Raw genomic sequence first — 26,468 nt, 5'->3', positions numbered from 1 at the left:
GGCCGGGGATCGAAAGTGGATACTGACGGCGTCGTCAGTCGGCCGTCCCCCACACCCGAACCGAGCGCTCGTCCGAACCGTCGCCGGCGTCGACGACGACCGGGAACTCGGTCGTCTGCGCCGCGGGGTAGGTCCGATAGCCGAGACGGACCGTCTCGCGCTCGCCGGCCTCGAGCGCCACGGTGGTCGAATCGACCGTCTCTGGATCGTGCCCGACGACGAGTGTCACCTCCCGGCTGACCTGTTCGGTCCCAGCGGTTGCGACCTCGGCGACGACCTCGAGCGGTTCGCCGGCTCGGACCGGGGCGTTGGTCCTCACGATCGTTACGTCGACGCCCGTTCCGGGATCCGAGCCGTCTCGAGCGACCACCTCGACGGTTCGTTCGTCGGCGTCGTCCGCGCCGACGACGCGGACGGGAAACCGGTCGTCGTGGTCGACGGGATACGTCTCGAACGCGAACGAAACCCGTTCGGTCTCCGGCCAGTCGACGGCGACCGTCCGGGCGCCGACGACCTCGGGGTCCTCGCCGACGACGAACTCGAGTTCCTGGGTCGGGTCGCCGATCATCATCGTATCGCCGACGTTCTCTACCTCGGCGACGACCTCGAGTCTCTCGCCCGCGAGGACGGGGTCGTTCGTCTCGACGATCCGAACCGCGAGCGGCGGACGTATCTCCGGCCCGTCGACGCTCGCCGCGTCGCTCAACACGCCCGTTTCGGAGACGGCGATAGCAGATGTTGGATAGCCGGCACTCGTCCAGCCCGGCGGCTCGCGTACGAGCGTCGCGCTGTCGGTCTCGCCCTCGAGATCCGTGACGTCCGGGACCGTCATGTTCTGGCCCTCGACCCAGACGAGGCGCTCGAGGGTCCCGTCTCGAGCCGACGACTCGGCCGTAAACGTCACGGGGACGTCGACGCCGACCCGCTCGCCGTCGCCTGGCTCGGATCGGAGATCGATCTCGGGCGGTCGTGCGCCGTCGGGGTCGACGTGTACCGTCCACGCGGTTGATTCATTTGCCCCATACATTGCGGTCACGCGGTGGGTTCCCGGCGAGTCGAACGTCCGAAACGTCGCCGGAACCCCGGCCGCGTACTCGTAGTCGGTCGCGAGCGGCGTCCCCCCGCCGCCGGTCTCACCCTCACCGCCCCATTCGACGTCGCCCGGATCGAACCCGACAGGGGCCTCGAGTTCGAACAGCAGCGTCGATCCGGGAACGACTGACACTTCGCTCGCGGCGGGGGTGTGCCGCTCGAGGGCGGACGCCGTTGTGCGTCGTGTGCGGCGTTCGATCCCGCCGGCGACGTCGCCGGCACCGAGAAGCGATCCGATCCCACCGATTGCGGCCCCCTCGAGGACGGCTCGTCGGCCGAACGCTCGATCTGGCATACCCGGTTGTGCTGGGCTCCCGGAATGAAAAGATCGGGCGACCGTTACGGGAGAAACGAGTGCTTTCGACCGCGAGTACCGACCTGTGGGCGAGCCTACTCTCGGGAATCGAACGAGCAGTGCACTTAGACGCCCGTGCTGTAGCGCAGAATGCCGGCGAAACCGCCGAACGCGCTGTAGAGCTGTTCGCCCTTCTCGAAGTCGGTGGAGATGAACTTCGTCTCCGTCCCTCGTTGTTCGGCGATCTCGATGAGGTGGTCGATGGCGTCCTCGCGGTCCTCCTCGGTCGCGGTGACGTCGGCGCCACAGTCGGTGCAGGTGTGTTCCGGCGTCGACTTGCGCCGGTCGACGACCTCGCGATCCGTGTTGCCACACTCGCCGCAGTCGTAGGTGATGACGTCTTTGCGAAGATCCTCGCTGATCAGCAGACGGTCGACTGCGCCCATCACCAGGTTTCGACGAGTCTGCTCGAACCCGTAGGTGGCGCGGTCGCCCGCGTTGAGTTCCTCGAAGAACTCCTCCATCTGCTGTTTGTCCTTCATCACCTCGGCGTCGGCCAGCGCGTCCTCCGCGTTGTCGACGAGGTCTTTCAGCCCGGACTCGTCGGTGTAGGCGACGTCGAACTTGCCGATCACGTTGTCCTGAATCTCGTGGTGGAGGTAGTCGCCATCCAGGAACTCGTCTTTGGTCGGCGAGGGACCGCCGACGAGGATACCGTCGAGTTCGTGGCGTCGCGGGACGAACAGGTCGTTTGCCATCCCCGCGACCTCCTGGTAGAAGTTGTCGATCGCCTCGAGACGCAGACGGGCGAACCGCTGGGCGGACTGGCCACCCTTTCGCTGTTTGCCGGGGACGAGCGAGGAGGCGGATTTGACGGGTTCGATGCGTTTTCCCTTCAGCCAGCCGACGTTCGCCTCGCGTCGGTCGAGGACGACCAGGCCGTAGAGGCCCTTGTCGGCCAGCATCTCCTCTAGGGGTTCGGTGAGGAAGTCGGAGTCACAGTGATAGCGAAAGGACTCGATGGGTTGGGGCGGGCTCTCTAAGACGTTCGTGACCATCTCGGTTCGGCCGCCGCCCGAATCGACGGCCCCCGAGAACAGGACGATTCCGTTTTCCGGCGGGAACGTATCGTAGTACCGGAGCCGATCTTTGATGCTCGTCAGGGCGTCCTGGACGGCCGTCCGGGTCTGTTTGGACTTGATGTTGGCCGCTTCGCTGTGTTCCTGGGTGACGTGGGTGACGACGTCGCTGATCTGTCGATCGTCGGGAACGTAGATCGTCACGAGCTGCGTGCCAGAACCGTCGTAGTTCTTGAGGTCCTCGATGACCTTCCGAAATTCGTATTTCTTCCGGTCTGATTGCTCCTGTTCGCCCTCCTGGCTCATTGGCCGTACAAAACGGTGCTGTGGGTAAGTATTCTTTGACACGCTGTCGTGGTACGGCGGCGCTGGGCCGGAAAACGGATCGCCGAGGGAATCCGTGACTGACAGAGAATTGGGCGAAAGGAGAGAGCCTCGCGACGGGGTGACGATTTAAGGGCTAGCCGTTCCACTGTTCGGATAGTATCCGAGAATGTCACACGAGACTGTCTATGCTATCGCGAGCGGGAAAGGCGGTGTCGGGAAGACGACGACGACGGTTAACCTCGGAACGGTTCTCGCACAGGCGGGCGAGCGCGTCGCGATCGTCGATACCGATCTGGGAATGGCGAACCTCGCGGGGTTCGTCAGCCTGACCCCGGACGCGACGACGCTCCACGACGTACTGGCCGGGGACGCATCGATCGACGACGCGACCTACCGGTTAGCTGATAACATCGTTGCCGTTCCGAGCGGTACCGATCTAGACGAGTACGCGAAAACCTCCCCCGAAGGGCTGCGCACCGTCGTCGAAGAGCTTCGATCGACCTACGACTTCGTCTTTCTCGACGTCGGTGCGGGCGTCAGCCACGAGACCGTCCTTCCGCTCGGTCTCGCGGATTCGGTCGTCGTCGTCTCGACGCCCGAACCGGCGGCCGTACAGGACTCACAGAAAACCGTCGAGTTGACCGCCCGCGCCGGCGGCGAGATCGCCGGGCTGGTCGTCACCCGAACCCATCCGAACAGCGACATCAGCTACGACGAGATCGCGGGCCAACTCGAGATTCCGTTGCTCGGGACGATCCCCGAAGACCCCACCTCACGCGAGAGCGTCTGTGCGGGAACGCCACTCGTCGTCTACGATCCACGGAGTTCCGCATCCGGGGCCTACCGCCGACTGGCGAGCGATCTCTCCGGTATCGACATCCAGACGCCGCCCGACGGCGACTCTGGAACAGACGACGACGAGGAGTCGGCGTCCGAACCCGAACCACAGGCGACGGCAGACGAGCGAGAGGCCGGTCACGACGACGTCTCGAGTGCGATCACCGAAGCAGAATCCAACAACTGAGACGGATTGCTGTTCCTGTGTCCCGCCGCACCCGGAGAACGGGTCTCGGGTGCGGCGATATTGACGGACAGCAGACCGTATGAGAGGGGGCGCACCTCGTCCACAGCGTCTGGTGGATCGACCGGTCGTGACCGACAGCTGATCGGAGGTCACGCGAACGTCGGCCGAGCGGTCCCCTCGACTCCCGCCACAACGGAGGTGATCCGCCACTACCGCTCGGTAGGAGATGCCTGGAACACCCCTTTCACACCCCGAGGCGGCAACTTCTATCGAAGTCGAAGACTACCCGAGCCACGAGATGGTCGTCCATTCCGGAACGTATTCGAATCTAACCGGGCGCGACGCTGTTTTTCGTCCAGGGCGTTGATATTCTCCTTTACAGCGTTCCTTCCCGCATATAATTATAGAAATGAAATGTGGTGAACGGACGATTCTGGGTGGCCAGGGTACGAGCTAATTACTAATCCGGACGTCTCTCGACCGCTCGAGCATGGAGCGACGAAAGATCCTCCTCGGCAGTGGAGCCGTCCTCGCAACCGTGCTCGCGGGCTGTTCCAGTAGCGAAACGGACGAAGAGACCGGCGACGACAGCTCGTTCGGCGACGACGACGACGACGGATACGAGGGAGATGACGACGACGGTGACGACGGCGAAGTGCCCGGATTCGACGGCGACGTCGAGACGGACAGCGACAAAGTGGCCGTCACCGACGTCACCCACGACAGCGGTACCGTCAGCGTCGACGTCGAAACCGACACCACCGACACGGACGAGTTGTACAAAGAACTCGAGGTCGTCGGACACGACCTCGCGTACGCGGTCACCGATCCGGACCGGTTCAAGCGGGACGTCGAGATCATCGAACTGTACATCGAACACGACGGCGCACACGTCCTCGGCCTGATCGTCGACGTGCAGTGGCTGCTCGACTACCTCGAAGACGAGATCTCCCGCAAAGAGCTCAAAGACAAGATCGTCGATTCCAAACGCTGAGAGTCGTCGACCAGTTCCGAACGAACGGCGGCTCGCTGTTTCTTTCCGGGAGACTACGGCGAGTGCCGATCGTGACGCTACATCGAACGCGGTGCAGCCACGCCGAGGATCGACAGCGCGTTCGCGACGGTGTGTTTCGAGGTGGCGACGAGCGCGAGTCGCGCCTCGCGGCGGTCGGGGTCGACGTCGTCGGCCAACACCGGACACTCGCGGTAGAACGCGTTGAACCGATCGGCGAACTCCCGGGTGTAGGTCGCAATCTGGTGGGGCTCTAGGTCGTCGGCGGCCTCGTCGACGACCGCCGGCAGTCGCGCGATCGTCTCGAGGAGGGCTCGCTCCGCCGGCGTCTCGAGTAAGTCCGCGTCGACGTCGGCCTCGGGGAACTCGCCCGCTTCGACGTCGAAGCCGGCTTCCTCCAGGATGCCACAGCAGCGGGCGTGGACGTACTGGACGTACGGTGCGGACTGGGCCTCGAAGTCGAGTGCACGCTCCCACTCGAACGTGATCGCCTTCGTCGGCTGTTTAGAGACGATGTCGTAGCGAACGGCACCGATCCCGACCTGGTGGGCGATGCGTTCGATATCGTCTTCGTCCAGGTCGTCGTCGCGGATGCGATCGTCCAGTCTGGTCTCGACCTCCTCTCGCGCGCGGTCGATCGCCTCGTCGAGCAGATCGTCCAAGTCGACGCCGGTTCCGCGGCGGGTCGACATCTTCCCCTCCGGGAGGTTGACGTAGGAGTAAAGCACCTGCTCGAGCTTGTCGGTGTCGTTGCCCAGTAACTCGAGGGTCGCGTCGATCTGTCGGGCTTGGAGTTTGTGGTCTTCGCCGAGGACGGTCACCGCCTGGTCGTAGTTGTCGAACTTCCACTCGTGGTGGGCCAGATCGCGGGTGGGATACAGCGAGGTGCCGTCCGAGCGCAGGAAGACGAGATTCTTCTCGATGCCGAACGACTCGAGGTTGAGTTGCCAGGCTTCTTCCTCGTAGACCGCGTCGTCGAGGTCCTCGAGTCTGGAGACGACGTCGTCGGTCGAGTCGTCGCGCATAAAGCGCGTCTCCTTGACGAACTCGTCGAACTCCGCGGGGAGTCGGCCGAGACACGTCTTCATCCCCGAGAGCACCTGATCGACGACTTCGCTGACCCGCTCGTAGGTCTCCTCGTCGCCGGCCTCGAGTCCCTGCATGATCGAGTCGATCTCGGCTTCGGCCGCTTCGACCTCGGCCTCGGAGGCGTTCTCGAGGAAGCGGTTCCCCTTCCGGTAGTACCGGACGAGGTCGTACTCGATGCGGTCGCGTTCGGGCTCGGCCTCGAGGTCAGCCTCGTCGAACGTCTCGTAGGCCCAGGTGAAGACGGCCATCTGGCGGCCGGCGTCGTTGACGTAGTAGTGGCGGGAAACGTCGTAGCCGGCGAAATCCAGCAGGTTCGCGACCGCGTCGCCGATGATCGGGTTGCGCGCCCGGCCGACGTGGACCGGTCCCGTCGGGTTCGCACTCGTGTGTTCGACGACGAGTGACGTGTCGCGGTCCGCGAGCGAGCCGTACGTCTCGTCGGTGCCGGCCGCAAGCGTCTCCGCGAAGTAGGCGTCGCTCGGCAGGAAGTTGAGATACGGACCCTGCGTACGAATCTCGGAGACGTAGGTCAGTTCGTCGGCGTCGATCGCATCGGCGACCTGGCCTGCGACCCGTGGCGGCGGCGCGCCCGCCTCGCTTGCGAGTCGAAACGCCACGCTCGAGGCGAGGACGCTCTCGACGTCCTCGGGCGGCTCTTCGATCCCGAGATCGTCCGTGGGGTACTCGAGTTCGGCGAGCGCCCCCTCGAGGGCCTCCTCGACCTCAGTTCGTAGGGAGAGGAACATACCCGCCCGTATTCAGGGCGGGAGTAAAGGAATGTCGGGTTTCGTCGCCGGTGACTGTCCTCGCGAATCCTCTCGAGGACGAGGCTATCCAGCCACCAGTCCACCGTCACGATTCGAACGGGAGTTCGTCGAGAAACTGATCGCTCTGGTAATCGAGGTGCTCGAGTCGTGGGCCGAGCAGTTCGCGGACGAGGGTCACGAGCGGATTCGCCCGCCCGTCGCCGACCATTCCGAGTTCGGTTTTCGCCCCGTCGTCGTCCTCCTCCCAGAGGCCGACGACGACGGTCTCTCGATCAACGAAGACGAGTCGACTGATCGTGGGCGGTTGGGTCGGATCGTAGAGCCAGTCGAGTTGGGGCTCCCAGATCGTCGCCTCCGGGAGCTGTCGGTCGAAAAACCGCCGAGCGGATCGATCTTTCACACCGGCGTAGAAGTCGACGTCGCGATCGATCGCCCGCTCGGCGTGGGGCAGACACTCCTCGTCGAGCAACTCCCCGGACGTGTAGATCAGAAACAGTTCCTCGTCCGCTCTCCCCGCGAGTTCGCGAGCGTACTCGTAGACCTCGTCTCGTCCCTCGAGAACGCCGATTTTCCGCTCGTCACCGATACCCGTCTCGAATCGTGAGAGTAACTCGTCGATCAGTTCGATCTCCTCCCACTGGGCGGCAACCGGCGCGAGCACCCCCAGGGAGACGACGGCCGTCTCGGGATCGTACTCGACCAGCCCCGCCTCGTCGAGTTTCGGCAGGCGGGCGTGATAGAGCGATATTCGAGCGCGCTCGAGGCACTCGTCGTACTCGAGTTCGTCGACGACGAACGTCTCTTGGGAGACCAGTTCTGCGGCCAGTTCGTCGATCGAAAGTGGGGAGCCAGCGTCGTCCAGGGCCTCGAGAACCGCTCGATTCGCTTCGTCGGTGAGCAATCGCACCACTCGGTCGTCGAGCGAGCACATGCCTCGATACACGGTACCGCAATAATTAAAGATGATACTCAATTAGCACGCTACGGAGCTAAATAATCGACTACTCCGTTCGGTACCGAGACACGTTCGACGGTCGACCGATCACAGCGTCTTCAGTCCACTCCCGGTCAGCGGAACGACGACGTCCTCGTCGCCGTCGAGGACTCCCATCTCGCGGTACTCCTCGAGGGCCGCCGGCGCGACCGCACACGTGGGTTCGACGTAGAAGCCGTCGCGGTGGAGTTGGTCGAGCGCGCTCTCGATGGGGTCGTCGCCGAGCGCGATGACGTCGCCGCCGGTTGACTCGACCGCTTCGAGGAGTTCCTCCCGGCGAGCGGGTGCCGCGACCTGAATTCCATCCGCGATGTCGGCGTCGGCTCCGTCCTCGTCGACGGCCTGGCGACCGAGTGCCTCGACGATCGGTGCGTGACCTGTAGACTGAGCGCCGAGCAATCGCGGTATCTCGTCGACGATACCGGCTTCCTCGAGCAGCGAGAAGCCTCGATACGCGCCCAAAAACAGCGTTCCGTGACCGATCGGGAGGACGATCGCGTCGGGAACGGTCCAGTCGCGCTGGGCCGCCACCTCGAAGGCGAACGTCATCGTCCCGGCGTAGAAGGCAGGGTTCCAAGCGTGGCTCGCGTACCAGCCCGTTCCCGTCTGGAACGGTGCCTCGTCGTCCTCCGTATCGCCGCGGTCGCCTTCAACGGCCTCGAGACAGGCGTCGGTGACGTCACCCCGACTCCCGTCGATCCGGACCGGGCGGGCGTCCGCGCGCTGGATCGCCATCAGCTTCGACTGTTTGACGTCCGCGGGGACGTAGATGTCGGCCTCGATCCCCGCGCGTGCGGCGTAGGTGGCGATCGACGCGCCGGCGTTACCCGAGGAATCCTCGAGCACCTTCTCGACGCCGAGTTCGACCGCCCGGGAGAGCGTCGTCGTCGCGCCGCGGTCTTTGAACGAGCCGGTCGGGAAGACGTACTCGAGTTTGAACGAGGCGTCCCAGTCGGGGGCGTCGACCAGCGGGGTGAATCCCTCGTAGAAGGTGACGTGTTGTTCGATCGGGAGGAACTCGAAGAACGTCCACAGCCCCTCGCTCGTGTCGAGTCTCGACAGCGGGAGCGGATCGCCGCTGGGGTACGGCCGATCGACGAACTCGAGGGGACTCCCGCACGCACAGCGCCAGGGCTCGTCGGAACCGGCCTCGTAGGTCGCCCCGCAGGCAGGACAGGTGAGATCGGACGGCATCTCAGTAGGAGTCGACGTCGGTACCAACCGAGCAGACGTACTCGCCGCTTGCGACCTGTGGGAGTCTACGCGTCCGCCACAGGATTCCGTCGGTATCGGCGGTGACGCTGTCTTTCGGTTCGCCAAACGGGGTCGTCAACTCGAACAGCACCTCGTCGCGGCTGACCCGGTCGCCGAGATCCTTCGTCAACCGGACGAGTCCGCCACCGGGTGCGCCGTACTGTTCGAAGCTGTTGGCCCGCGTCTGGCGGGTCAACTCGAGGGTGCCATCGAGAAAACCGTAGTGCGTGAGAACGTTGAACACGCCGTCGACGCCCTTGCGGATGCTCTCTTCGTCCCAGCCGACACAGCCACCGAGTTCGGGATCGACCGTCGGCACGCCTTCGTCCGGGGCCGCGCGTGCAAGCTGTCCGTCGGGGCCTTTCTGGTCGAGGACGTAGCCGCAGTCGAAGGCCTTCGCGAGTTCGAGACAGTCCTCGTAGAGGCGGTGTCGTTTCCCGCACCTGACCCGAACCTCGTCGATCATCCGGCTGGTCGAGCCCTGGTGGAGATCGAGGATCAGGTCCGCACGAGTCCCGACGTCGAACGTCGCCGCGGCGATCCGTTCGCTCGAGGTGCCGTTCTCGTTGCCGGGGTAGGCACGGTTCATCTTCGTATCGTCGATCGGATTTCGGTGTTCGGCGACCTGGAACGCGTGATAGTTGACGATCCCGACGATCAGGATCGTCCCGGAGAGTTCGGCGGGATCGAGCCGGGGAACGACCCGACTGATGACGCCGACGCCGTTTAATTCGTCGCCGTCGCTCGCCGCCTGCATGTACAGCGTCTTTCCGGGCTCGGCGCCGTTGATTACGGCGACGGGCAGACCGAACGAGCTTCCGTCCCTGGTCTCGCCGACCTCGAGACGGCCCGTATCGATCTCACCGGGTTCCGCGCTCGCCGTTCCGAGCGTCGTCATGTCACCCACGACGGACCGGCCGGTCTTTATACTGTCCTTTGTCGTCGCAGACGTTTACCGATCGAACCCGCAGTACTGGATGCGACAAGAAACATAAGAGATAGTACATAATGGATGGGAGATACATTGTCGTACCTGTTCCGATCCGTCCGATTCGTTCCGACGCCCGTCCGAGTTTCAGGTGATGCGAAATATTGGTATTTTGATGGGTTTTAAGACGATGGACGTCCAAGTGGAGACCGTGATGAACACACAGAAAACAGTCAGACAGGAAGCGGGGACGGTCGAAGAGAACGCACTCAGACTCGAGCCCGGAAAGGCCGAACAGATTGTCGACGCGCTGAACACGGACCTCGCGGACGCGTACGTCCTCTATCACCAGCTACACAAACACCACTGGAACGTCGAGGGTGCGGAGTTCCTCGAGCTTCACGTCTTTCTCCAGGAGGTCTACGAGGACGTCGAGGACGCCGCGGACGACCTCGCCGAACGGCTCCAGGCGCTGGGCGGTGTCCCACACGCGAGCATGACGACGCTCGCCGAGAACGCGACCGTCGAACCCGAGGACGAGGACGTCTACGACGTTCGAACCTCGCTCTCGAACGACCTCGAGATGATGGGCAACATCATCGAGAGCTACCGCGAGCACATCGAACTCGCCGACAACCTCGGTGACTACGCGACCAGCGAGATGCTCCGTGAACAGCTCGAGACGATCGAAGAACACGCCCACCACATCGAACACTACCTCGAGGACGACACCCTCGTCCTCGACGAGGCGACGCACTGAGAGGACTGCTGGCCCTGTGTACCGCCACACCCGAAGCGAAGGTCCTGGACGCGGCGGTACTGACGCACAGGAGACCGTCTGAATCAGTCCGGCTCGTTCGACGAAATGTCGAACGTATCGAACGCGAAGAATAATGTCCCCGAGCGGTCAGCTACCCGCATGAGCATCGAGGAGGACGCCCCGGATGAGGAGCCTGATCCGTTCGACGCCTACCGACAGTTCTTCGCGCTCGAGCGCGACGTCATCGTGCTCTCGTTGGCGATGTTCGCGTTTAGCCTTGGCTTTCAGATGACCAACCGATACATTCCGGAGTACATGGTGGCGCTGGGTGCGGGCGCGTTCGTCATCGGGCTGTTCGGAACGTTCGGGAACATCATCGCTGCCGTCTACCCCTATCCCGGCGGAGCGATCTCGGATCGCATCGGCTCGCGGTACGCCCTGACCGTCTTCGGGCTCTGTTCGACCCTCGGGTTCGGCGTCTGGCTCGCCGCTCCGCTCGTTTCCGACGTCACGATCGGTCCCATCTCGCTCGCGATCGTTCTGATCTTCGTCGGCCTGATCTTCTCGCAGGCCTGGAAATCGTTCGGCCTCGGCGCGACCTACGCGATCGTCAAACAGGCGGTCCCACCCTCGAGACTCGCCGCGGGCTTTGCCAGCACCGAGAGTTTTCGCCGGCTGGCGTTTCTGATCGGCCCGCTGATCGCCGCCGCCTTCTTCCTCCCGATCGACGTCCCGGCGGAGGCGGCCGACGTCGGGTTGAGCGACGCGGTCGCCGCCGAGATAATCACCGCGTTCCAGTGGATCCTCGGCGTCGCCATCGTCTTCGGCGTGGTCGGCACCGTCGCCCAGCACGTCCTCTACGACTCGAGTGGCGATAGCTTCGGCAAGCAGTTCGAGGGGATCGCCCGGATTCGTCGAGATCTGCGGGAGATGCCCGAGGAACTGCGTCCGTTGTTGGTCGCGGACACCCTGGTGCGCTTTGCCAACGGCATGGTCTACATCTTCTTCGTCCTCGTCGTCACGCAGTTTCTCGGCGTCGGCCTCGAGTTGCCGTTCTCGATTCCGGTCGCGGGCGACTCGCTGTCGCCGCAGGCGTACTTCGGACTCCTGCTCGGCCTCGAGATGCTCGTCGCCTTGCTGGTGATGGTGCCGGCGGCGAACGTCGCCGAGCGCGTCGGCCTCAAACCCGTCGTCGCCCTCGGCTTTGCCGTCTACGCGATCTTTCCGATCCTGCTCATCACCGCGCCGGCGAGCGCCCTCGCCCTCGCCGTGCTCTTTGCGTTCTCCGGCCTTCGATTCGCCGGCTTGCCCGCCCACAAGGCGCTGATCGTCGGGCCAGCCGAGATGGGTGCCGGAGGCCGAGTGACCGGTTCGTACTACCTCGTGCGAAACCTGATCGTCATCCCAAGCGCCGCGGTCGGCGGGCTGATCTGGGCGGGCGTTTCGAACCCGCTGACCGGTGACGTGATCCTCGAGGGATCACCGGTCCTCGCCTTTTCCATCGCGACGGTGATCGGGCTGGTCGGCACCGCCTACTTCCTGCTGTTCGGCGAGGAGTTCGAGGCGTATGCGAAGCAAAACGGCACGTAGACGATACCCGCTTTTCCGAACTCGAGTCGGCCTCGAGCGTCTCGGTTACTCGAGGTGGCCCTCGAGCAGCCGTTCGACGTACTTCGCGAGCACGTCGACCTCGAGGTGGATGGGGTCGCCGGGTTCTTTCGCAGAGAGCGTCGTCAACTCGTACGTGGTGGGGATGATCGCGACGGTGACGCGTCCAGCTGCGGCGGTTTCACCGCCTTCGGTTCGCGGCGTCGAAGCCGCCCCGCTCTCGAGGGCCGCGACGGTGAGACTGATGCCGTCTAAGGTGATCGACCCCTTCTCGACGACGTAGCGCTCGTATCCCTCGGGGAGTTCGAACTCGAAGAACCAATCCTCACCCACGGACTCGACGTCCGAGACGGTCGCCACCGCGTCGACGTGACCCTGGACGACGTGCCCGTCGAAGCGCCCCTCGGCCGGCATCGCCCGCTCGAGGTTGACTGCCTCGCCCGCCTCGAGTTCGCCGAGGTAGGTCCGGTCGACCGTCTCGCTCGCGAGGAAGACCTCGAACCACTCCCCCTCCTCGGAACGTTCGACGGTAAGGCAGGCGCCGCTGACGCTGATGCTCTGTCCGTGCTCGAGACCCATCGCGACGTCGTCGGCACCGATCCGCAGTCGAAGGCCGTCCTCGGTCCGCGTCCGGTCGAGGATTTCGCCCGTCTCCTCGACGATTCCCGTGAACATACGCGGTGGTCACAGCCGAGGAATAAAGACGTTCCGAAAAAGGTACGCATCACGTTTTCGTTATGGGGCTCGCGCGTGGCTCACGGCTGATGGCGGGGAGCCGCCGCGCTTTTGCACCCGCCCGCGCTATCGGAATCCGATGGCAGGTATCATCGATACGATCAAATTGGCCGGCTCGCTGGTCCTCGCGATCCCCGCCGCCCTCGCCGGTCTCGAGTTTCTGCTGGTTCGCGGCGAGATGCTCACCGGCTCGGTCTTGGTCGGGCTCGCGGTCGCACTCGTCGTCGCCCAGCAACGACTTTCGTCACCGACCGACGTGAAAGGTGGCGCTGCAAAGCGGATCACGGACGCGGTAACGACCGACTCCGACGACGAGGAGTGATCGACTCGTCGGCGCACTCTCTCGAGTGCCGACTGACCCGATCCGTCGAGTAACGACCGACTGACCGGGCCGCCAGTCCGCTGGAACGACCGCCGTCCTTTTTGTCCGTGGCTCCTCTCGTGAACCGGCTCAAGCGGTGTATCCTATTCGACAGGAACCACGAGCGGGTGACCATTGGGCTGCTCGCGGCCGTCTTCGGCGTGTTGGTCTGACGATCACTCGAAGACGTTTCTCGGCTCGAGCGACCGCGACGGCGCGGCGAGGTAGTCCACTCCGTTTTCGGTCTTCGCGAGCAGGTCCGCCACCCGAACCCACGCCCCGTCGGCCAGTTGGGCGGCCGCATCGAGTCGAACGACGCTCCCGACGTCGACCGTCTCATCGCCGGCCGACGGTCGTTCGCGGGGCTCGAGTCCGACGCCCGACACCCGCGTCTCGATCGCGCCGTCCTCGCCGAACGCGCGGATCTCGGCCTCGAGGTCGGCCTCGACAGCTGTTACGGAGGCCGAATCGGCCGTCAGCATCGCTCGACTCGAGCGAAGCGCTTGCGTGACGGCGACGTGAGCGCGGCGTTCCCGCCCGCCCTCGCTGGCGACGACGAACGTTCGGACGACTCCGCCGTGATAGCCTGTCGGGCCACGAGGGGCAACCGACACCACGATCGGTTCGCCGGGTCGGACCGTCGTCGGTTCGTCGGATCGGGCCGCCGTCGGCTCGTTGGATCGGCGATCCGTGGTGTCGGTCGATCCGACGTCGACGCTCGTGTTGCCCGCCGGAAACGCACCGGCGGCGACGATCGCTTCGTCGATCTCGCGACGAAGTCGATCGACCGTCGTCGCCGTTCCGTCGACGAGGAGTCGCCCATCCTCGACGACGGCGTCCGCGAGGATCGCCGCCGCCCGTCGAATCCCGTCGCCTGCGGCCCGCTGGGCGCTCACGATCCGCTCGCGTTCGGATGGCGTCTTCGTCGCTCGAGCGCGTGCGACCACGTCCGTCGAGGCGAGCGCGAAGCCCCGGTTCTCGAGAAATAGCGCGGCGTCGTGCGGGATCCGTGCGGGGGTCAGGATCGTTCCGTCCGCGAATCGATCCGCGAGGGTCTCGGCGAGTCGTTTCGCCGGGTGAGACGACGAGGTGGCCGACTCGCGGTCCCACCGCTCACCGTCGAAGGCGATCGCCGTCTGTCGGGTCTCGGCGGTGCTTCCGTCGGCTTCGAATCCCGAGTCGGCGATCCGACAGTACGCGAGGTCGGGATCACATACGGGGCCGACGTGGACGAACGCCGTTGCTTCCCGGGAGTCGAGTTCGGACAGTAACGTCCCACCGAGGGCATCGGGAGTGAGTCGTCGACTCCCGGCGCGGTCGGCTCCGTCGGTCACGTCGCTTCGGCTTCGATCTCGTCGGCCGTCGTCGACTCCGGCTCCTGGGCCCGCTCGATCAGCTCCTCGAGGGGCGTCTCGATGAGGCGGTTGTGCAAGAGGACGTCGATCGGGAGCGTCGGCGCGCCGTCGACTAAGTTCTCGAGGAGGACGAGTCGTTCGCGGGCTCGAGACATGCCGACGTAGAAGACGCGACGTTCGTTGTCGGTGAGGACGGGAACGGGCGAGGTGGTCTTGGTGAACTCCTCGCAGCCGGGGACGTCCTCGGGATCGTCGACCGTTGCGACCATCTGTTCGACGACCTTCTCGGTGAGGTCGGTGCCGACGATGACGTGGTCGGCCTCGCGCCCCTTCGCGGAGTGGATGGTGCCGACGCGGATTCGGTCGGTATCCATTCCCTGATACTCGCCGATCGCGAAGTACGAACGGATGCTCTTCTTCTGGAAGTTAGTAACCTTCCGGACCATGTCGGCCGCCGAAGCCGGGCCGGGCATAAACGGCGCGTGATCTTCGATGACCTCGCCCGGAATCAGCAGTTCCTGGAGGTCGTCGATCCCGGTGTCTTCCTGGCGTTCGTCGATCTCGTCGAAGAGGTCGTCGCGCTCGTTGCTCCCGAACGCCGACTCCTGGAGCATGTCGGCAAGTCGACGAGCCTGGAGTCCGGTGACGTCCTCGCCGGCATCGATCGCTTCGACCGCACGGACGTACTGGGTGAGCCGGTCGGTCCACAGCCGCTGGTCGGTCAGCGAGGTAAACGGCATTCCTTCGGTGATGAACTCGTCGATGAACTGGAACATCTGGTACCGGGCACGGAACAACACCATGATGGTGCTGTCGCCGTCGACCAGCGTCCGCCGAACCATCCGAACGACGTCGAGCATCGACGCGTTCCGGCGGGCCTCGACCGCGCCGCCTTCCTTGCGGGGGTTGAGGTCCTTGTCCTGGCGCTTGTCGATGTGGCGAATCTCCTGGTTGACCGCGTTCAGGACGTTCGACGGCAATCGGTAGGAGTTCGGCAGGATGACGTCGTCGTCGACCTCCTCCTCGAGCAAGAGTGCTGGATCGGCGCCCTGCCAGGAGTAGACGACCTGGTCGTCGTCGCCGGCGATTAGAACCTGTTCGACGTGGGGTTTCCACTCCTCGTAGACGTCGTACTGGAGGGTAGTGATGTCCTGGAACTCGTCGATCACGAGGTAGTCGACGTTCGGAACGAGCGAACGCTGTTTGACTCGCTCTAACATATCGGCGAAGCCGATCTTGCCCTGTTCGCCCTTGTAGGTGCGCCAGGCACGGATCGCTTCGGGGACGTCGATCCGGTCGTCGGCGGCGGGCCAGGTCGGCGTGTACTTGTTGCCCTCCTGGGCGTTGGGGTCGATCTCGGGTGGGAGGCGGACCTCCTCGACGTCCCACTGGAACGGAACGTCGTGCCAATCGGAGACCTCCCGGCGGGTCCGCTGGAGCCACTGGCTCGTCGCGATGATCTTGTTCCCGATCGTCGTCGACCGGGCGGTTCGGCGGCCGGCGCCGCTGTACTCGTCTTCGAACTCGAGGCCGTACTCCTCGCAGAACTCCTCCTTGTCGGATTCGCCGATGACGTCGCTTCGAGAGAGATCCAGCAGATCGTACGCCTTCGCGTGCATCGTACAGACGTTGCCCTGCAACGCTCGCGGGCTCTCGTCGAGTCGCTCGGCCAGTCGCTCACGAACTTCCTGTGCCGCGGCTCGCGTGTACGAAACGACGAGGATGTCCCGGAACGTGACATCGTCCTGCTCTAAGATCTCTTCGACGTGGTCGAGAAGCGCGGTCGTCTTCCCGCTTCCCGGACCACCGAACAGCCGGGTCACCTTCGTCTCCGTAGTAGCCATTGTAGCTGTTCAAGGGCGCGATACCTATAAGTGACGTGGGTTTTCGTTGATACCGATTGCCGGCGAACAATAGTTACGGATTCCGCGGTGAGCGGGCGGATCGGACGTCGGCGCCGTCACGGATCTTGTCCTCGCACTCCGGACAGACGCGGGGGTCGTCAACGTTGCGGGGGGTAAACACGCGGGCGTAAGCGTCCGTCACGAACGCGCCGCAGTTCTGGCATTTCGGCATTGTCCTTCTTCGTTGGGACAGTGATTGGTGCTCTATAATAATTGTACCGAACAGTGGCGATGAAAAACACGTCAGAAGACGAACCGATGACCGTCTGAGTTACCGTGTCGGCTCCCACCCACAGACGGTACACGTGGTCGCGGAGGTATCGTGGAGTCCGCCACACTCCGGACACTGTTTCTTGTTATACTCCTGGTCCCACCCTACTCGTTCGACAGCGTGACCGCGGTCGGTAAGGTACTGGTCAAACACGTCGCCGGCACCGTTGGGTGAGGATGCCATAGTCATGGTATCGCACACCACGGTATTAAATCGTTGGGTCGACCGAAACGCTGCCGGAATCGTGTGAGAAGCTGACATGGATTTGGGAGCCAGGAGTTCCCTGTCGTCCCCTCACCAGACGAACCGACCCGCGGTCTTTTCTCCCTCTCGGCCCAAGGTCGGCATATGAGCGACCTACGCCTCGATGCGACCCAACTCGATCGGTACTCGAGACACGTCATCATGGACGAGATCGGCCCCGAGGGACAAAAACGCCTGCTCGAGGGGAGCGTGCTGGTCGTCGGCGCTGGTGGGCTCGGATCGCCCGCGATCCAGTATCTCGCGGCCGCCGGCATCGGGCGACTGGGGATCGTCGACGACGACGTCGTCGAGCGATCGAACCTTCAGCGCCAGATCGTCCACGGTGACGCCGACGTCGGCCGGCCGAAAGTCGAGAGCGCGGCCGACTACGTTACAGCGCTCAATCCCGACGTCGACGTCGAACCCCACGAGACGCGGCTCACGACGGCGAACGTCGCCGGCCTCGTCGACGACTACGACGTCGTCCTCGACGCCAGCGACAACTTCGCCACGCGGTACCTGCTCAACGACCACTGCGTCCTCACGGAGACGCCGCTCTCTCACGGCGCGATCTATCGTTTCGAGGGCCAGATCACGACGTTTGCCAACGACCGCTCGAGTGCGGACGGCGACGGGAGTGACGACGGGGCCGACAGCAGCGGGCGTTCCGGCAACGGAGACAGCGAGCCGAACGAATCGCCATGTTACCGGTGTCTCTTTCCCGAAGCGCCCGAACCCGGCACCGTCCCCGACTGTGCGACCACTGGCGTCCTCGGTGTCCTCCCGGGCACCGTCGGCTGCATCCAGGCCACCGAGGTCGTCAAGTACCTCCTCGGGAAAGGCGAACTCCTCGAGGGGCGACTCCTCATGTACGACGCGATGGAGATGAGCTTCGAGACGGTCGAGTACCGATCGAATCCGGCCTGTCCGGTCTGTGGCGAGGACCCGGAGATCGAGTCGGTCGAGGACGTCGCCTACGAGGGTACCTGCGAAATTTCGGCCGACTAGGTCGAGCCGTTTCGTCGCGGATCCGCCACTCGAGACAGCTCGAGCGCGCCGAGAACGGCGAGACAGGAGACGAACGCGATCGTTCCGAGTTTTCCGCCCGCGCCGGTGACCGCCGGCGTGACCGCGAGAAAGACCAACCCGGAGAGCCCGCCGGCCCCCGCGACGCCCGCCGTCGACAGCCGATCGACGCTCGACATGCCGACGAACGAGGCACAGAACGCGACCGCCGCGAGCGTCGACGCCGTCTCCGGAGCGAGGGCGGATACGCCGATTCCTGCGGCGGGAAACGCGACGCCGGCGACAACACCCACCAGGCCGGAGGCGACCACCGCCCCGAGTTCGAGTCGAACGCTTGCGAGTAGCGTCGCGACCGCGGCGACGACCGCGACCGCCACGACCACCGCGGCGATTCCCCACTGGGGCGCAGTCGGCGTTCCGTACTCGAGGCCCGTGAGTACGACCGTGGCCAGACAGCCACAGAGCGCGATCGTGCCGAGTTTTCCGCCGACGCCGTCGAACGACTCCGTCGTGGCCACGTACGCAATCCCGGAAATCACGCCCGCAGCCGCCACGTACTCGAGTGACGGAAACGCCGACGGCGAGGCCATGCCGACGAACGAGCCACAGTAGGCAGGAACGGCGACTCGCGGGACGAACACCCCGGCGAGCACCCCGACCAGCGCGGAGGCGACCACCGGTCCCAGACCGAGGGAGACGCTCGCGAGGAAGGTGACGACCGCACCCACGACGACCGCGAGCGCGTCGATCGCGTCCGTCTCGTCGAACCCCGTCTCCTCGAGTCCCGACGCGTCGACGGACGAGCCACCGAACGCGCGTCGTCGCTCGAGGACGGCGGCGACGCCACCGACGAGGACGATTCCCGCCTGGACGCCGACCGTCCCGACCTGCACCTCCGGAAGCCCGGCAAGCGCGCTGAGAACCAACGCCACGGGCGTCACCACCAGGGCGGCGTATCCCGCGATCTGGACTGGGCCGTACACACGCCACAGTCGCTCGAGGGGGGTCGAGAGAGTTACGATTCGCGACCAGCCAGCCGCCCGATCGTATTTGATGTCGATACCTTTGCCACGGTCTTGACACTGCGATACCCGCTCCCCGGTCTCGACACTGCGATACCCCGCTCCGGTCTCGACACCGATCTGTTCGCCTCGGTCGTCGGTTCGGCGTGACGGCTTCCCGGCACCGACGGAGTCGGGCTGATCCGTAAATAAAAGTGTACGCCGAGTCCAGTGTTCGACGAACGTGCCCTCCAGACGAACGTTCCTCTCGACGACAGCGGTGACGCTCCCGGCGACCCTGATGGGGTGTCTCTGCCGGCGCGACGCCCCCTCGAGTGACGCCGGCGAATCGGACGACGGTGCCAGTGACGACGATTCGGGCAGAACTCGCGACGATTCCGGCGGAGACGACAGTGCGGGCCCGCCCGAGGACACGACCGCGACGACGCAGTTCCAGTACACCGCGGCGAACGCGGGTACCGCAGACGGCCCCGCTCCGGCCGATGACACCGTCCAGTGGCAGACGCGGCTATCCCCGACTGAGGGCGGACTCTCGGTCGCCGACGGGCAGGTGCTCGTCACCGCCGGCGACCTGGTCGCCCTCGACGCCGACGACGGATCGAAACGGTGGGAAGCCGACGTCGGCCACAGTCACGACGCGCCGCCGGCGGTAACGTCGGACACCGCGTACGTAGCGGCCTGGAACGGCGGACCCGACACCGACCGCGGGGTCGCGGCGGTCGACCTCGAGGACGGGAGCCTGCGGTGGCGAGCGATCACGGACGTCGACGTCTCCTCCGCGCCGACGCTGGCCGACGGCGTCGTCTACGTCGGCGGCTCCCTGAACAGCGAAGCCGTCGTCGCCCTCGACGCGACGGACGGCTCCGAACGCTGGCGCGTTCGGGTTGGCCAGTACGCGACGACGCCCGCGGTCGCCGACGGAACCGCCTACGTCGGCGGCGGCAGCGAACACGCCGCGTACGCGCTCGAGGCTGCCACCGGCGAGGAGCGCTGGCGGGTCGAAACCGACGGCCGCGTGTGGGGCGCGCCGACGGTCGTCGACGACATCGTCTACGTCGGCTCGAGAGGCGGGACGGTGTACGCACTCGAGCCAGCGGACGGGGAGACGCAGTGGATCGCGTCCGTCGGGGACGACGTCCACGAGTCGATCGCAGCGACCGACGAACGCCTCTACGTACCCACGGCGGACGGCCTGGTGGCACTCGACACCGACGGAACGGAGGCGTGGTCGCTCGACGGCCGGTCGCGGGTGAACGCGCCCTCGGTCGTCGGGGATGTGGTCGTCGTCACCGATCACTCGACTGCGATATGTCTCGGCGAGGACGGCCAGAGACGGTGGACGTACGAGTTCGACGAGCGCGTGATCGACGACATGGTCTTCGGGGGGACCCAGACACCCCCTGTCGTTTCCGATGGTGTCGTCTACGTGGCGTCACACGGCGGCGACGTCACCGCACTCGGCGGATGATCGCGTCCTGACCGAGAGCCGTGACTGTGCGCGAAGCCGGTGTCTGTGTGGAACCCGGCCTCGAGAACGCCGATCACTCCCTGTGTCGAACGCGGACCATCCCATCGGACGTGACGCCGACGATCAACGGCGTCGTGATCTGTCGACCGGAGACAGCCGAGCCGGCGGCGTCGCTGACGACCTTCATCAGATCCGGGGCCGTGTAATCGACCTTGACGCCGGCTTCGTCACAGGCCTCGTAGACGAGTTCGGGAACGTCGTAGAGGTCCGTCCCCTCTGGGACGCGGACGCGGACGGGTGCCCGGAGCGCTTCGGCGAACGCGACCGTCTCGCGGGCCTTCTCGACGTTCTCGCGAGCGCTCGACTCGACCGAGGAGACGTTCGCCCGGGAGGTCCCGAGTTCGTCGGCGATGTCTGCCTGGGAGATGCCGCGCTCGCGTAACGCGAGTACCTGCGCCTGTCTGCGGGTCAGTATGCTCGTCTCGGCGTCGAAACCGATCTCCGTGAGGAGTTCCTCCGTCTCGTCGATCACGGCGACCGCCTCCGGCGCGTGCCGATCCGACCGGGTCGGGTTCGCGAAAGCATATGTCAACTATGCGTCCGGCCGTAAGTGAGTGTAGCGGTTCGGCGAACCGATCCTCGATCGCCGGATCGAATATGGGACGGCGACGACCGACGTTTTTAGCGTCGCCACCCGAAGGGCAGGTATGGATCGAAAGGAGTTTCGCGACCTCGTCTCACCCGAGGCGGCCCACGAGGCGATCGAATCGCTGTCGCTCGAGGGCGGGATCGACCGCGTCCCGCTCGAGGAGGCCCGCAGCCGGGTGCTCGTCGCACGGCTCGACGCCGAACTCGACGTTCCTGGCTTCGACCGGGCCAGCCTGGACGGCTACGCCCTTCGGGCCCGAGAGACGTTCGGCGCGGACGAGGCCGACCCCGCACGCCTCGAGGTCGTCGGCGAGGTCCACGCCGGTGAGAAACCCGACGTGGCGGTCGCGGAGGGAGAGGCCGTCGAAATCTCGACGGGAGCGGTGATGCCCTCGGGTGCGGACGCGATGGTCCCGGTGGAGCAAACCGACGACGCGGGCGCGGTAGAGCGAACCGACGAAGTGGATACGGGGGGACGAACCGACGAGACGGACGGCGAAGCAGTGCTGATTCGGACCGCCGTCGCCCCCGGCGACAACGTGATGTTCGCCGGCGCGGACGTCGCGGCAGGCGAACGAGCGCTCGGCCCCAGGACACAGGTTACGCCCCGCGATATCGGATTGCTGTCGGCGCTCGGGATCGACGAGGTGCCGGTCCGGGCCCGGCCTCGAGTCGGGATCGTCTCGACGGGCGACGAACTCGTTCGGCCGGGCGACGATCCGGCGAGCGACCGCGGCGAGATCTACGACGTCAACAGCTACACGATCGCCGCGGGTGTCGAGGACGCCGGCGGCGAGGCGGTGCTCTACCCCCACGCGGGCGACGACCGCGAGGAGATGGAACGCGTCCTCCGCGAGGCCGCCGACGAGTGCGATCTGGTGCTCTCCTCGGGATCGACGAGTGCGAGCGCCGTCGACGTCATCTACCGGGTGATCGAGGAGGAGGGCGAACTGCTGGTCCACGGCGTCGCCGTCAAGCCGGGAAAGCCGATGCTCGTCGGTCGGCTGGCCGACTCGGCGTACGTCGGTCTCCCCGGCTACCCCGTCTCCGCGATGATGGTCTTTCGGACGTTCGTCGCGCCCGCAATCCGCGAGGCCGCCGGGCTTCCGGAACCTGAATCCGCAACCGTCACGGGACGGCTGGCTCGCCGGGAACGCTACGGGGAGGGACGACTCCGCCTGATGCCCGTCGGGCTGGTCGAAACCGGACCCGACGAAGTCGCTCCCGTGAGTGGTGACGGCGGAGGGAGTCCCGGGGTGGACCAGGAAACCGATCTCCTGGTCTACCCCGTCGACAAGGGAAGCGGCGCGACGACCAGCCTCGCCGAGGCCGACGGCGTCGTTTCGGTCGACGCCGACACCGACTACCTCGAGGCGGGCGAAGCCGTCGACGTCCAACTCTTCTCGCCGGACGTCCGGCCGCCGACGCTGCTCGGCGTGGGCGAGGACGATCCGACGTTGAACCAACTGCTCGACCGACTCGAGCGCCCGCGATATCTCTCGGTCGGGAGCCGGCCCGCCCTCCGGCAGCTCCGCGAGGGCGTCCCCGACATCGCCGTCGTCGCCGGACCGCTCGACCGCGAAGTCGACGCCGAAGCGATCGGCGGCTGGCACCGCGAGTGGGGACTGGTCGTCCGGCCCGGCAACCCCGAGGAAATCGAAGGGCTGGCCGACTTGATCGATAGTGATCTCCGATTCATCAACCGGACGGTCGACTCCGGCCTCCGGATGAGCGTCGAGCGGGCGCTCGAGGACCTGGCCGACGACCGCGAGGCGAGCCAACGGGAGCTCGCCGACGCGATCGATGGCTTCGACCTCGGACTGCGCGCCCACGAGAGCCCCGCACGAAAGGTTATCTCCGGCGACGCCGACGCCGGTCTCGGACTCGCCGACACGGCCGACCGGCTAGATCTCGAGTTCGTCCCGCTCGGCGAGCAACGGATTCGCGTCCTCGCGAACCCGGATCGGACGGCGAAAGCCGGCGTCTCCGACCTCCAGGAGGCGATCGAGAGCGCCGGCCTCGAGTGAAATTATACGCAGTAGAGACTCTCAACGTGTCGTGAACAGCGATTTTTACGTCCCCACGATGTACGGAGCGTGATGTCGACGATAGCCGAGCTCCGGTTCCCAGTCCCGGACACGACGCTCGAGACTGCGTTCGAGCACGCGCCAGATGCGACGTTCGAACTCGAGTCGTCAGTGTCGAAGACCCGGCCCTGCCTCTGGGTTTCGGGGGTCGACCACGAGCGGGTCGAGTCGGCGTTCGACGCGGATCCCTCCGTAGACGGATACGACCTCCTCGTCGAGACGCGCTCCCGGCTACTGTTCGACGTGAGTTTCACGAATGGGTCCGGAATCGATCGCCTCTGTGACCCACTTCTCGCCGACGGCGGCTCCTTGCTCGAGGCGTGGGCGACCGACGGCTGGTGGCAGGTACGGATCCGGTTTCCGGACCGGGATGCGCTGTGTAACGCCTACGACCGACTGGTCGAGCGCGACATCAACGCCGACCTCCGCCGGGTGACCGACGTGAGTGAGACGGCCGAACCCGAGACCCGGCTGACGCCGGAACAGCGGGAGGCCCTCGAGGCCGCCCTCGAGTACGGCTACTTCGAGATCCCCCGGCGCATCTCCATGGAGGAACTCGCGGCCGAACTCGGTATCTCCCATCAGGCGCTCTCCGAACGATTCAGGCGGGCTTACGAGACGCTGGTCGACGAGGAACTCCAGCCGACCGGCGAGCGGTCGACGGCGGAGTGAGGGCAGGGAGCAGAGATTTTGCACGCGAGAACGGGATCGCCGGAATCGGGTGGAGAACTCAGCTGTGTTTCCGGGCAAAGGTATCGATTCTCGAGGTCGCCGTCTCGAGGTCGCGGTACTCGAGGACCTCGACTGCGTCGTTTCCACGGATCATCGCCGACAGTTCGTGTGCCGCGCCGGGACGGTACAGACAGAGTACCGGTTTCTCCCAGGCGACCACGCGGCCGAGTTCGTAGCCGACGCCGAGGCTGGGCGTGGTCACTTCGGCGACGACGATATCGGCTTGCTGGAGCCACTCGACGTCTTGGTCGTGGATCTCGTCGTCGGTGAGCCCCGCCTCCGCTTCCATCTCCTCGACGTTCTCGGTCCCGACGTGTTCGGTGAGGACGGTGCCGTGGTCCTCAAGGTGCTCGATGAGGTCGACGTACAGGTCGCGGTCGTCTCGACCGCCGCGGATCGAGCCGCTGAAGAAGATATTCATGGTTGCCCTCGAGATGCCAGTCCAGTATCAGTATTTCGAACGGCGGCGACCGACGGGGGGCTATCGACGGCGGTCCTGGCGACGGCTATCGACGGTGACTATCGGTCGGCCTCGAGTCGGTCACTTGCCTCGAGCCGTCGTCAGCCGACCTCGAGTTAGTCGCAGACCTCGAGCCGTCGTCAGCCGACCTCGAACCCACGTCAGCGGCCCTCGAGGGGTCAACCGAGCTCGAGTCGCTCCCCGAGTTCGGGCGCGCTCGCGTCGTACCCCTCCACACGGAGTTCGTCGGCGAACGTCTCACAACGGTCGCCGTGGTTGACCAGCACTGTCGACTCGCGGTAGGACTCGAGGAACGAGCGCAGTCCCTCGCTGTCCGCGTGCGCGGAGAAGTCGAACTGTTCGACGCGGGCACTGACGCGCATCATCCGGCCGTCGATCTCGGCGCTCCCGGTCTCGAGGAGGTCCCGGCCGGGCGTTCCCTCGACCTGGTAACCGGTCATCGCGATCGTATTCGCCGGGTGGTCCCGAACCGCGGGAACGTACGTCATCGCGGGTCCGCCGTGGAGCATCCCGCTCGTGGTGACGATGACGGTGTTCTGTTCGGCGATCCGCTCTCTTTGGCCGTCGCGGCCGTCGACGAACCGGGCGTTGCCCTTCGCACGCCGGAGGAGGTCGGAATCACGCAGGAACTCCCGGTTTTCCTCGCGCAGGAGGAGTTTCGCGACGCGGGTTCCCATCCCGTCGACGTAGCACTCGAGGTCGTGGCGTTCGCAGATGCACAGCACCTCTTGGGTGCGTCCGATCGCGAACGCGGGGACGACGACGGTGCCGCCCTCCCAGATCGTTCGCTCGAGCAGGTCGACGAACGCGCGTTCGATCTCCGGACGGGGCTCGCGCGTCGTGTCGGCGTACGTGCTCTCACAGATCACGACGTCGGCGTCGGGTCTGGCCGTCGTGCCCGACAGCAGACGCTGGTCTTCGGTGTGAAAGTCGCCGGTGTAGAGCAGGCGGGTGTCGCCGTCGTCGATCAGGACGTGGGCGCTCCCGGGGACGTGGCCGGCGTCGAAGAACGTGATCTCGTAGCCCGCGGCCTCGAAGGACTCGCGGTAGCCGTGGATCTCCGAAACCTGGGTCAGCCGGGCGAGTTCGGCCTCCGTGAACGGACAGTCGTAGGTCCCGCCGTGGAGTTTCAGCGTGTCTCGAGCCAGCAGCATCGTGAGATCGCGCGTCGGCGGCGTCCAGTGAACCGGCGGGCGGGCCTCGCCGGACAGCAACGAGGGGATCGAGCCAACGTGATCCAGGTGGCCGTGGCTCACCACCACCGCCTCGGGATCGACGTCGTCGATCGGAAACGACGGTGGGTTGCCCGAGTCCATCCCGAAATCGAGCAACAGCCGGTCGTCGACGACGATCGCACTCCGACCGATCTCTCGAGCGCCGCCGAGAAACCGAATATCCATCGTGACAGGGTAGTCGTTGGTGCCGTTTGACAACGTCGATCGACTGGCGTCGAAGGTGGAGGTGGCCAACGAGTGTCGTGGATCACGGTCGGTTTATCGGTGATCGTTTCGTCTCGATCGTTCAAGGGATTATCGTCGCCGACCGCGTGTTTCGTGGTCCTCGACTCGTCCACGGCGCTTGGTCCCCTGTTCCGACGCTCCGAACTGCGACGATCATCCCTATCAGTTGGAACTGACACTCCCCGAGGCTGGGGTCCGTTCCGTCCGGGTTCCATCCGACCGAGCCGTTCCGCTCGCCCGTCGTTTCGCGATCGGCCGGTGACGACTCATCACGGTCCGTGCGTACTGATCGTCGGCGTCTTTCGGGAAGTCGAACACGACACGACGGTCAACCGTCTCCGACGGGTACGGCTCCCCGAACAGAACCGATCCACGGCTTATTGCGGCTGCAACGCGGCGACCGAGTGCGTAAGCCTCTCGAAAGGAAATCGCGTAAAATTCGGATG

24 protein-coding genes are annotated in these 26,468 nt (G+C 65.4%); 9 read left to right on the top strand and 15 right to left on the bottom strand.

Going from position 1 to position 26,468, the window contains the following annotated elements; genetic code table 11:
- Positions 1-34 precede the first annotated feature (34 nt).
- Together FYC77_RS07075 and prf1 are read right to left on the bottom strand one after the other, a co-directional pair.
- Positions 35-1,387 (bottom strand): COG1361 family protein, encoded by a 1,353-nt coding sequence (locus FYC77_RS07075; protein ID WP_149080802.1) that lies wholly within the window; start codon positions 1,385-1,387, stop codon positions 35-37.
- Positions 1,388-1,512: 125 nt separating this feature from the next.
- Positions 1,513-2,772, bottom strand: a complete 1,260-nt coding sequence (gene prf1 / locus FYC77_RS07070; RefSeq protein ID WP_149080801.1) for a peptide chain release factor aRF-1 — start codon at positions 2,770-2,772, stop codon at positions 1,513-1,515.
- A gap of 187 nt (positions 2,773-2,959) precedes the next feature.
- Between prf1 and minD the strand changes: the two genes are divergently transcribed.
- Both minD and FYC77_RS07060 read left to right on the top strand, forming a co-directional pair.
- Entirely contained in the window at positions 2,960-3,817 is an 858-nt protein-coding gene (gene minD, locus FYC77_RS07065; protein ID WP_149080800.1) for a MinD/ParA family ATP-binding protein, read from the top strand.
- 490 nt (positions 3,818-4,307) lie between these two features.
- Entirely contained in the window at positions 4,308-4,811 is a 504-nt protein-coding gene (locus FYC77_RS07060; protein WP_149080799.1) for a hypothetical protein, read from the top strand.
- A 77-nt stretch (positions 4,812-4,888) separates the two neighbouring features.
- Here the strand turns inward: FYC77_RS07060 and argS are convergent, their stop codons facing one another.
- The 4 genes from argS to FYC77_RS07040 form a co-directional block, all read right to left on the bottom strand.
- Complete coding sequence (gene argS / locus FYC77_RS07055; RefSeq protein WP_149080798.1) at positions 4,889-6,664, bottom strand: arginine--tRNA ligase; 1,776 nt, start codon at positions 6,662-6,664, stop codon at positions 4,889-4,891.
- A 106-nt stretch (positions 6,665-6,770) separates the two neighbouring features.
- Positions 6,771-7,616: a DUF7344 domain-containing protein gene (locus tag FYC77_RS07050; RefSeq protein ID WP_149080797.1), complete on the bottom strand. Its 846-nt coding sequence runs from the start codon at positions 7,614-7,616 to the stop codon at positions 6,771-6,773.
- Between the two features lie 111 nt (positions 7,617-7,727).
- Positions 7,728-8,873: a threonine synthase gene (locus FYC77_RS07045; protein WP_149080796.1), complete on the bottom strand. Its 1,146-nt coding sequence runs from the start codon at positions 8,871-8,873 to the stop codon at positions 7,728-7,730.
- 1 nt (position 8,874) lies between these two features.
- Entirely contained in the window at positions 8,875-9,831 is a 957-nt protein-coding gene (locus FYC77_RS07040; protein ID WP_149080795.1) for a succinylglutamate desuccinylase/aspartoacylase family protein, read from the bottom strand.
- A 244-nt stretch (positions 9,832-10,075) separates the two neighbouring features.
- On the opposite strand from FYC77_RS07040, the gene dpsA reads away from it, so the two are divergent.
- Together dpsA and FYC77_RS07030 are read left to right on the top strand one after the other, a co-directional pair.
- On the top strand, positions 10,076-10,621 hold the full coding sequence (gene dpsA / locus FYC77_RS07035) for a DNA starvation/stationary phase protection protein DpsA (protein ID WP_149080826.1): 546 nt from the start codon (positions 10,076-10,078) through the stop codon (positions 10,619-10,621).
- 159 nt (positions 10,622-10,780) lie between these two features.
- Entirely contained in the window at positions 10,781-12,211 is a 1,431-nt protein-coding gene (locus tag FYC77_RS07030) for an MFS transporter (RefSeq protein ID WP_149080794.1), read from the top strand.
- A gap of 45 nt (positions 12,212-12,256) precedes the next feature.
- On the opposite strand, the gene FYC77_RS07025 is transcribed toward FYC77_RS07030, so the two are convergent.
- On the bottom strand, positions 12,257-12,904 hold the full coding sequence (locus tag FYC77_RS07025) for a riboflavin synthase (protein ID WP_149080793.1): 648 nt from the start codon (positions 12,902-12,904) through the stop codon (positions 12,257-12,259).
- A gap of 139 nt (positions 12,905-13,043) precedes the next feature.
- Here FYC77_RS07025 and FYC77_RS07020 point away from each other — a divergent pair, with 139 nt between their 5' ends.
- Entirely contained in the window at positions 13,044-13,286 is a 243-nt protein-coding gene (locus FYC77_RS07020; protein WP_149080792.1) for a DUF7533 family protein, read from the top strand.
- A gap of 215 nt (positions 13,287-13,501) precedes the next feature.
- On the opposite strand, the gene FYC77_RS07015 is transcribed toward FYC77_RS07020, so the two are convergent.
- The 4 genes from FYC77_RS07015 to FYC77_RS07005 form a co-directional block, all read right to left on the bottom strand.
- Positions 13,502-14,659, bottom strand: coding sequence for a M24 family metallopeptidase (locus FYC77_RS07015; protein ID WP_149080791.1), 1,158 nt, complete (start codon positions 14,657-14,659; stop codon positions 13,502-13,504).
- The gene (locus tag FYC77_RS07010; protein WP_149080790.1) at positions 14,656-16,524 is read right to left on the bottom strand and encodes a UvrD-helicase domain-containing protein; all 1,869 of its coding nucleotides are present in this window, start codon (positions 16,522-16,524) and stop codon (positions 14,656-14,658) included. The genes FYC77_RS07015 and FYC77_RS07010 overlap by 4 nt, the downstream gene beginning before the upstream one ends.
- A 73-nt stretch (positions 16,525-16,597) precedes the next feature.
- Complete coding sequence (locus FYC77_RS20380) at positions 16,598-16,756, bottom strand: DUF7563 family protein (RefSeq protein ID WP_200840305.1); 159 nt, start codon at positions 16,754-16,756, stop codon at positions 16,598-16,600.
- A gap of 99 nt (positions 16,757-16,855) precedes the next feature.
- On the bottom strand, positions 16,856-17,038 hold the full coding sequence (locus FYC77_RS07005) for an HVO_0416 family zinc finger protein (protein ID WP_149080789.1): 183 nt from the start codon (positions 17,036-17,038) through the stop codon (positions 16,856-16,858).
- Between the two features lie 165 nt (positions 17,039-17,203).
- Here FYC77_RS07005 and FYC77_RS07000 point away from each other — a divergent pair, with 165 nt between their 5' ends.
- The gene (locus tag FYC77_RS07000) at positions 17,204-18,106 is read left to right on the top strand and encodes a HesA/MoeB/ThiF family protein (protein WP_149080788.1); all 903 of its coding nucleotides are present in this window, start codon (positions 17,204-17,206) and stop codon (positions 18,104-18,106) included.
- On the opposite strand, the gene FYC77_RS06995 is transcribed toward FYC77_RS07000, so the two are convergent.
- A complete protein-coding gene (locus tag FYC77_RS06995) occupies positions 18,103-19,107 on the bottom strand; it encodes a hypothetical protein (RefSeq protein ID WP_149080787.1) in 1,005 nt (334 codons plus the stop codon). The two genes, FYC77_RS07000 and FYC77_RS06995, sit on opposite strands and share 4 nt — an antisense overlap.
- Before the next feature lie 262 nt (positions 19,108-19,369).
- On the opposite strand from FYC77_RS06995, the gene FYC77_RS06990 reads away from it, so the two are divergent.
- Complete coding sequence (locus FYC77_RS06990; RefSeq protein ID WP_149080786.1) at positions 19,370-20,614, top strand: PQQ-binding-like beta-propeller repeat protein; 1,245 nt, start codon at positions 19,370-19,372, stop codon at positions 20,612-20,614.
- 73 nt (positions 20,615-20,687) lie between these two features.
- On the opposite strand, the gene FYC77_RS06985 is transcribed toward FYC77_RS06990, so the two are convergent.
- Positions 20,688-21,206, bottom strand: a complete 519-nt coding sequence (locus FYC77_RS06985; protein WP_149080785.1) for a Tfx family DNA-binding protein — start codon at positions 21,204-21,206, stop codon at positions 20,688-20,690.
- Between the two features lie 115 nt (positions 21,207-21,321).
- Between FYC77_RS06985 and FYC77_RS06980 the strand changes: the two genes are divergently transcribed.
- The gene (locus FYC77_RS06980; RefSeq protein WP_149080784.1) at positions 21,322-23,289 is read left to right on the top strand and encodes a molybdopterin biosynthesis protein; all 1,968 of its coding nucleotides are present in this window, start codon (positions 21,322-21,324) and stop codon (positions 23,287-23,289) included.
- 72 nt (positions 23,290-23,361) lie between these two features.
- Positions 23,362-24,021: a helix-turn-helix domain-containing protein gene (locus FYC77_RS06975; protein WP_149080783.1), complete on the top strand. Its 660-nt coding sequence runs from the start codon at positions 23,362-23,364 to the stop codon at positions 24,019-24,021.
- A 58-nt stretch (positions 24,022-24,079) separates the two neighbouring features.
- Here the strand turns inward: FYC77_RS06975 and FYC77_RS06970 are convergent, their stop codons facing one another.
- Both FYC77_RS06970 and FYC77_RS06965 read right to left on the bottom strand, forming a co-directional pair.
- The gene (locus FYC77_RS06970; RefSeq protein ID WP_149080782.1) at positions 24,080-24,502 is read right to left on the bottom strand and encodes a nucleoside 2-deoxyribosyltransferase; all 423 of its coding nucleotides are present in this window, start codon (positions 24,500-24,502) and stop codon (positions 24,080-24,082) included.
- 218 nt (positions 24,503-24,720) lie between these two features.
- The gene (locus tag FYC77_RS06965) at positions 24,721-25,962 is read right to left on the bottom strand and encodes an MBL fold metallo-hydrolase (RefSeq protein WP_149080781.1); all 1,242 of its coding nucleotides are present in this window, start codon (positions 25,960-25,962) and stop codon (positions 24,721-24,723) included.
- Positions 25,963-26,468: the final 506 nt, after the last annotated feature.

Origin of the sequence: Natrialba swarupiae (assembly GCF_008245225.1) — an archaeon.
Classification (GTDB): domain Archaea; phylum Halobacteriota; class Halobacteria; order Halobacteriales; family Natrialbaceae; genus Natrarchaeobius; species Natrarchaeobius swarupiae.
The sequence above is the reverse complement of the archived record's forward strand: the minus strand, read 5'-3'. Positions and strand labels throughout refer to the sequence as shown.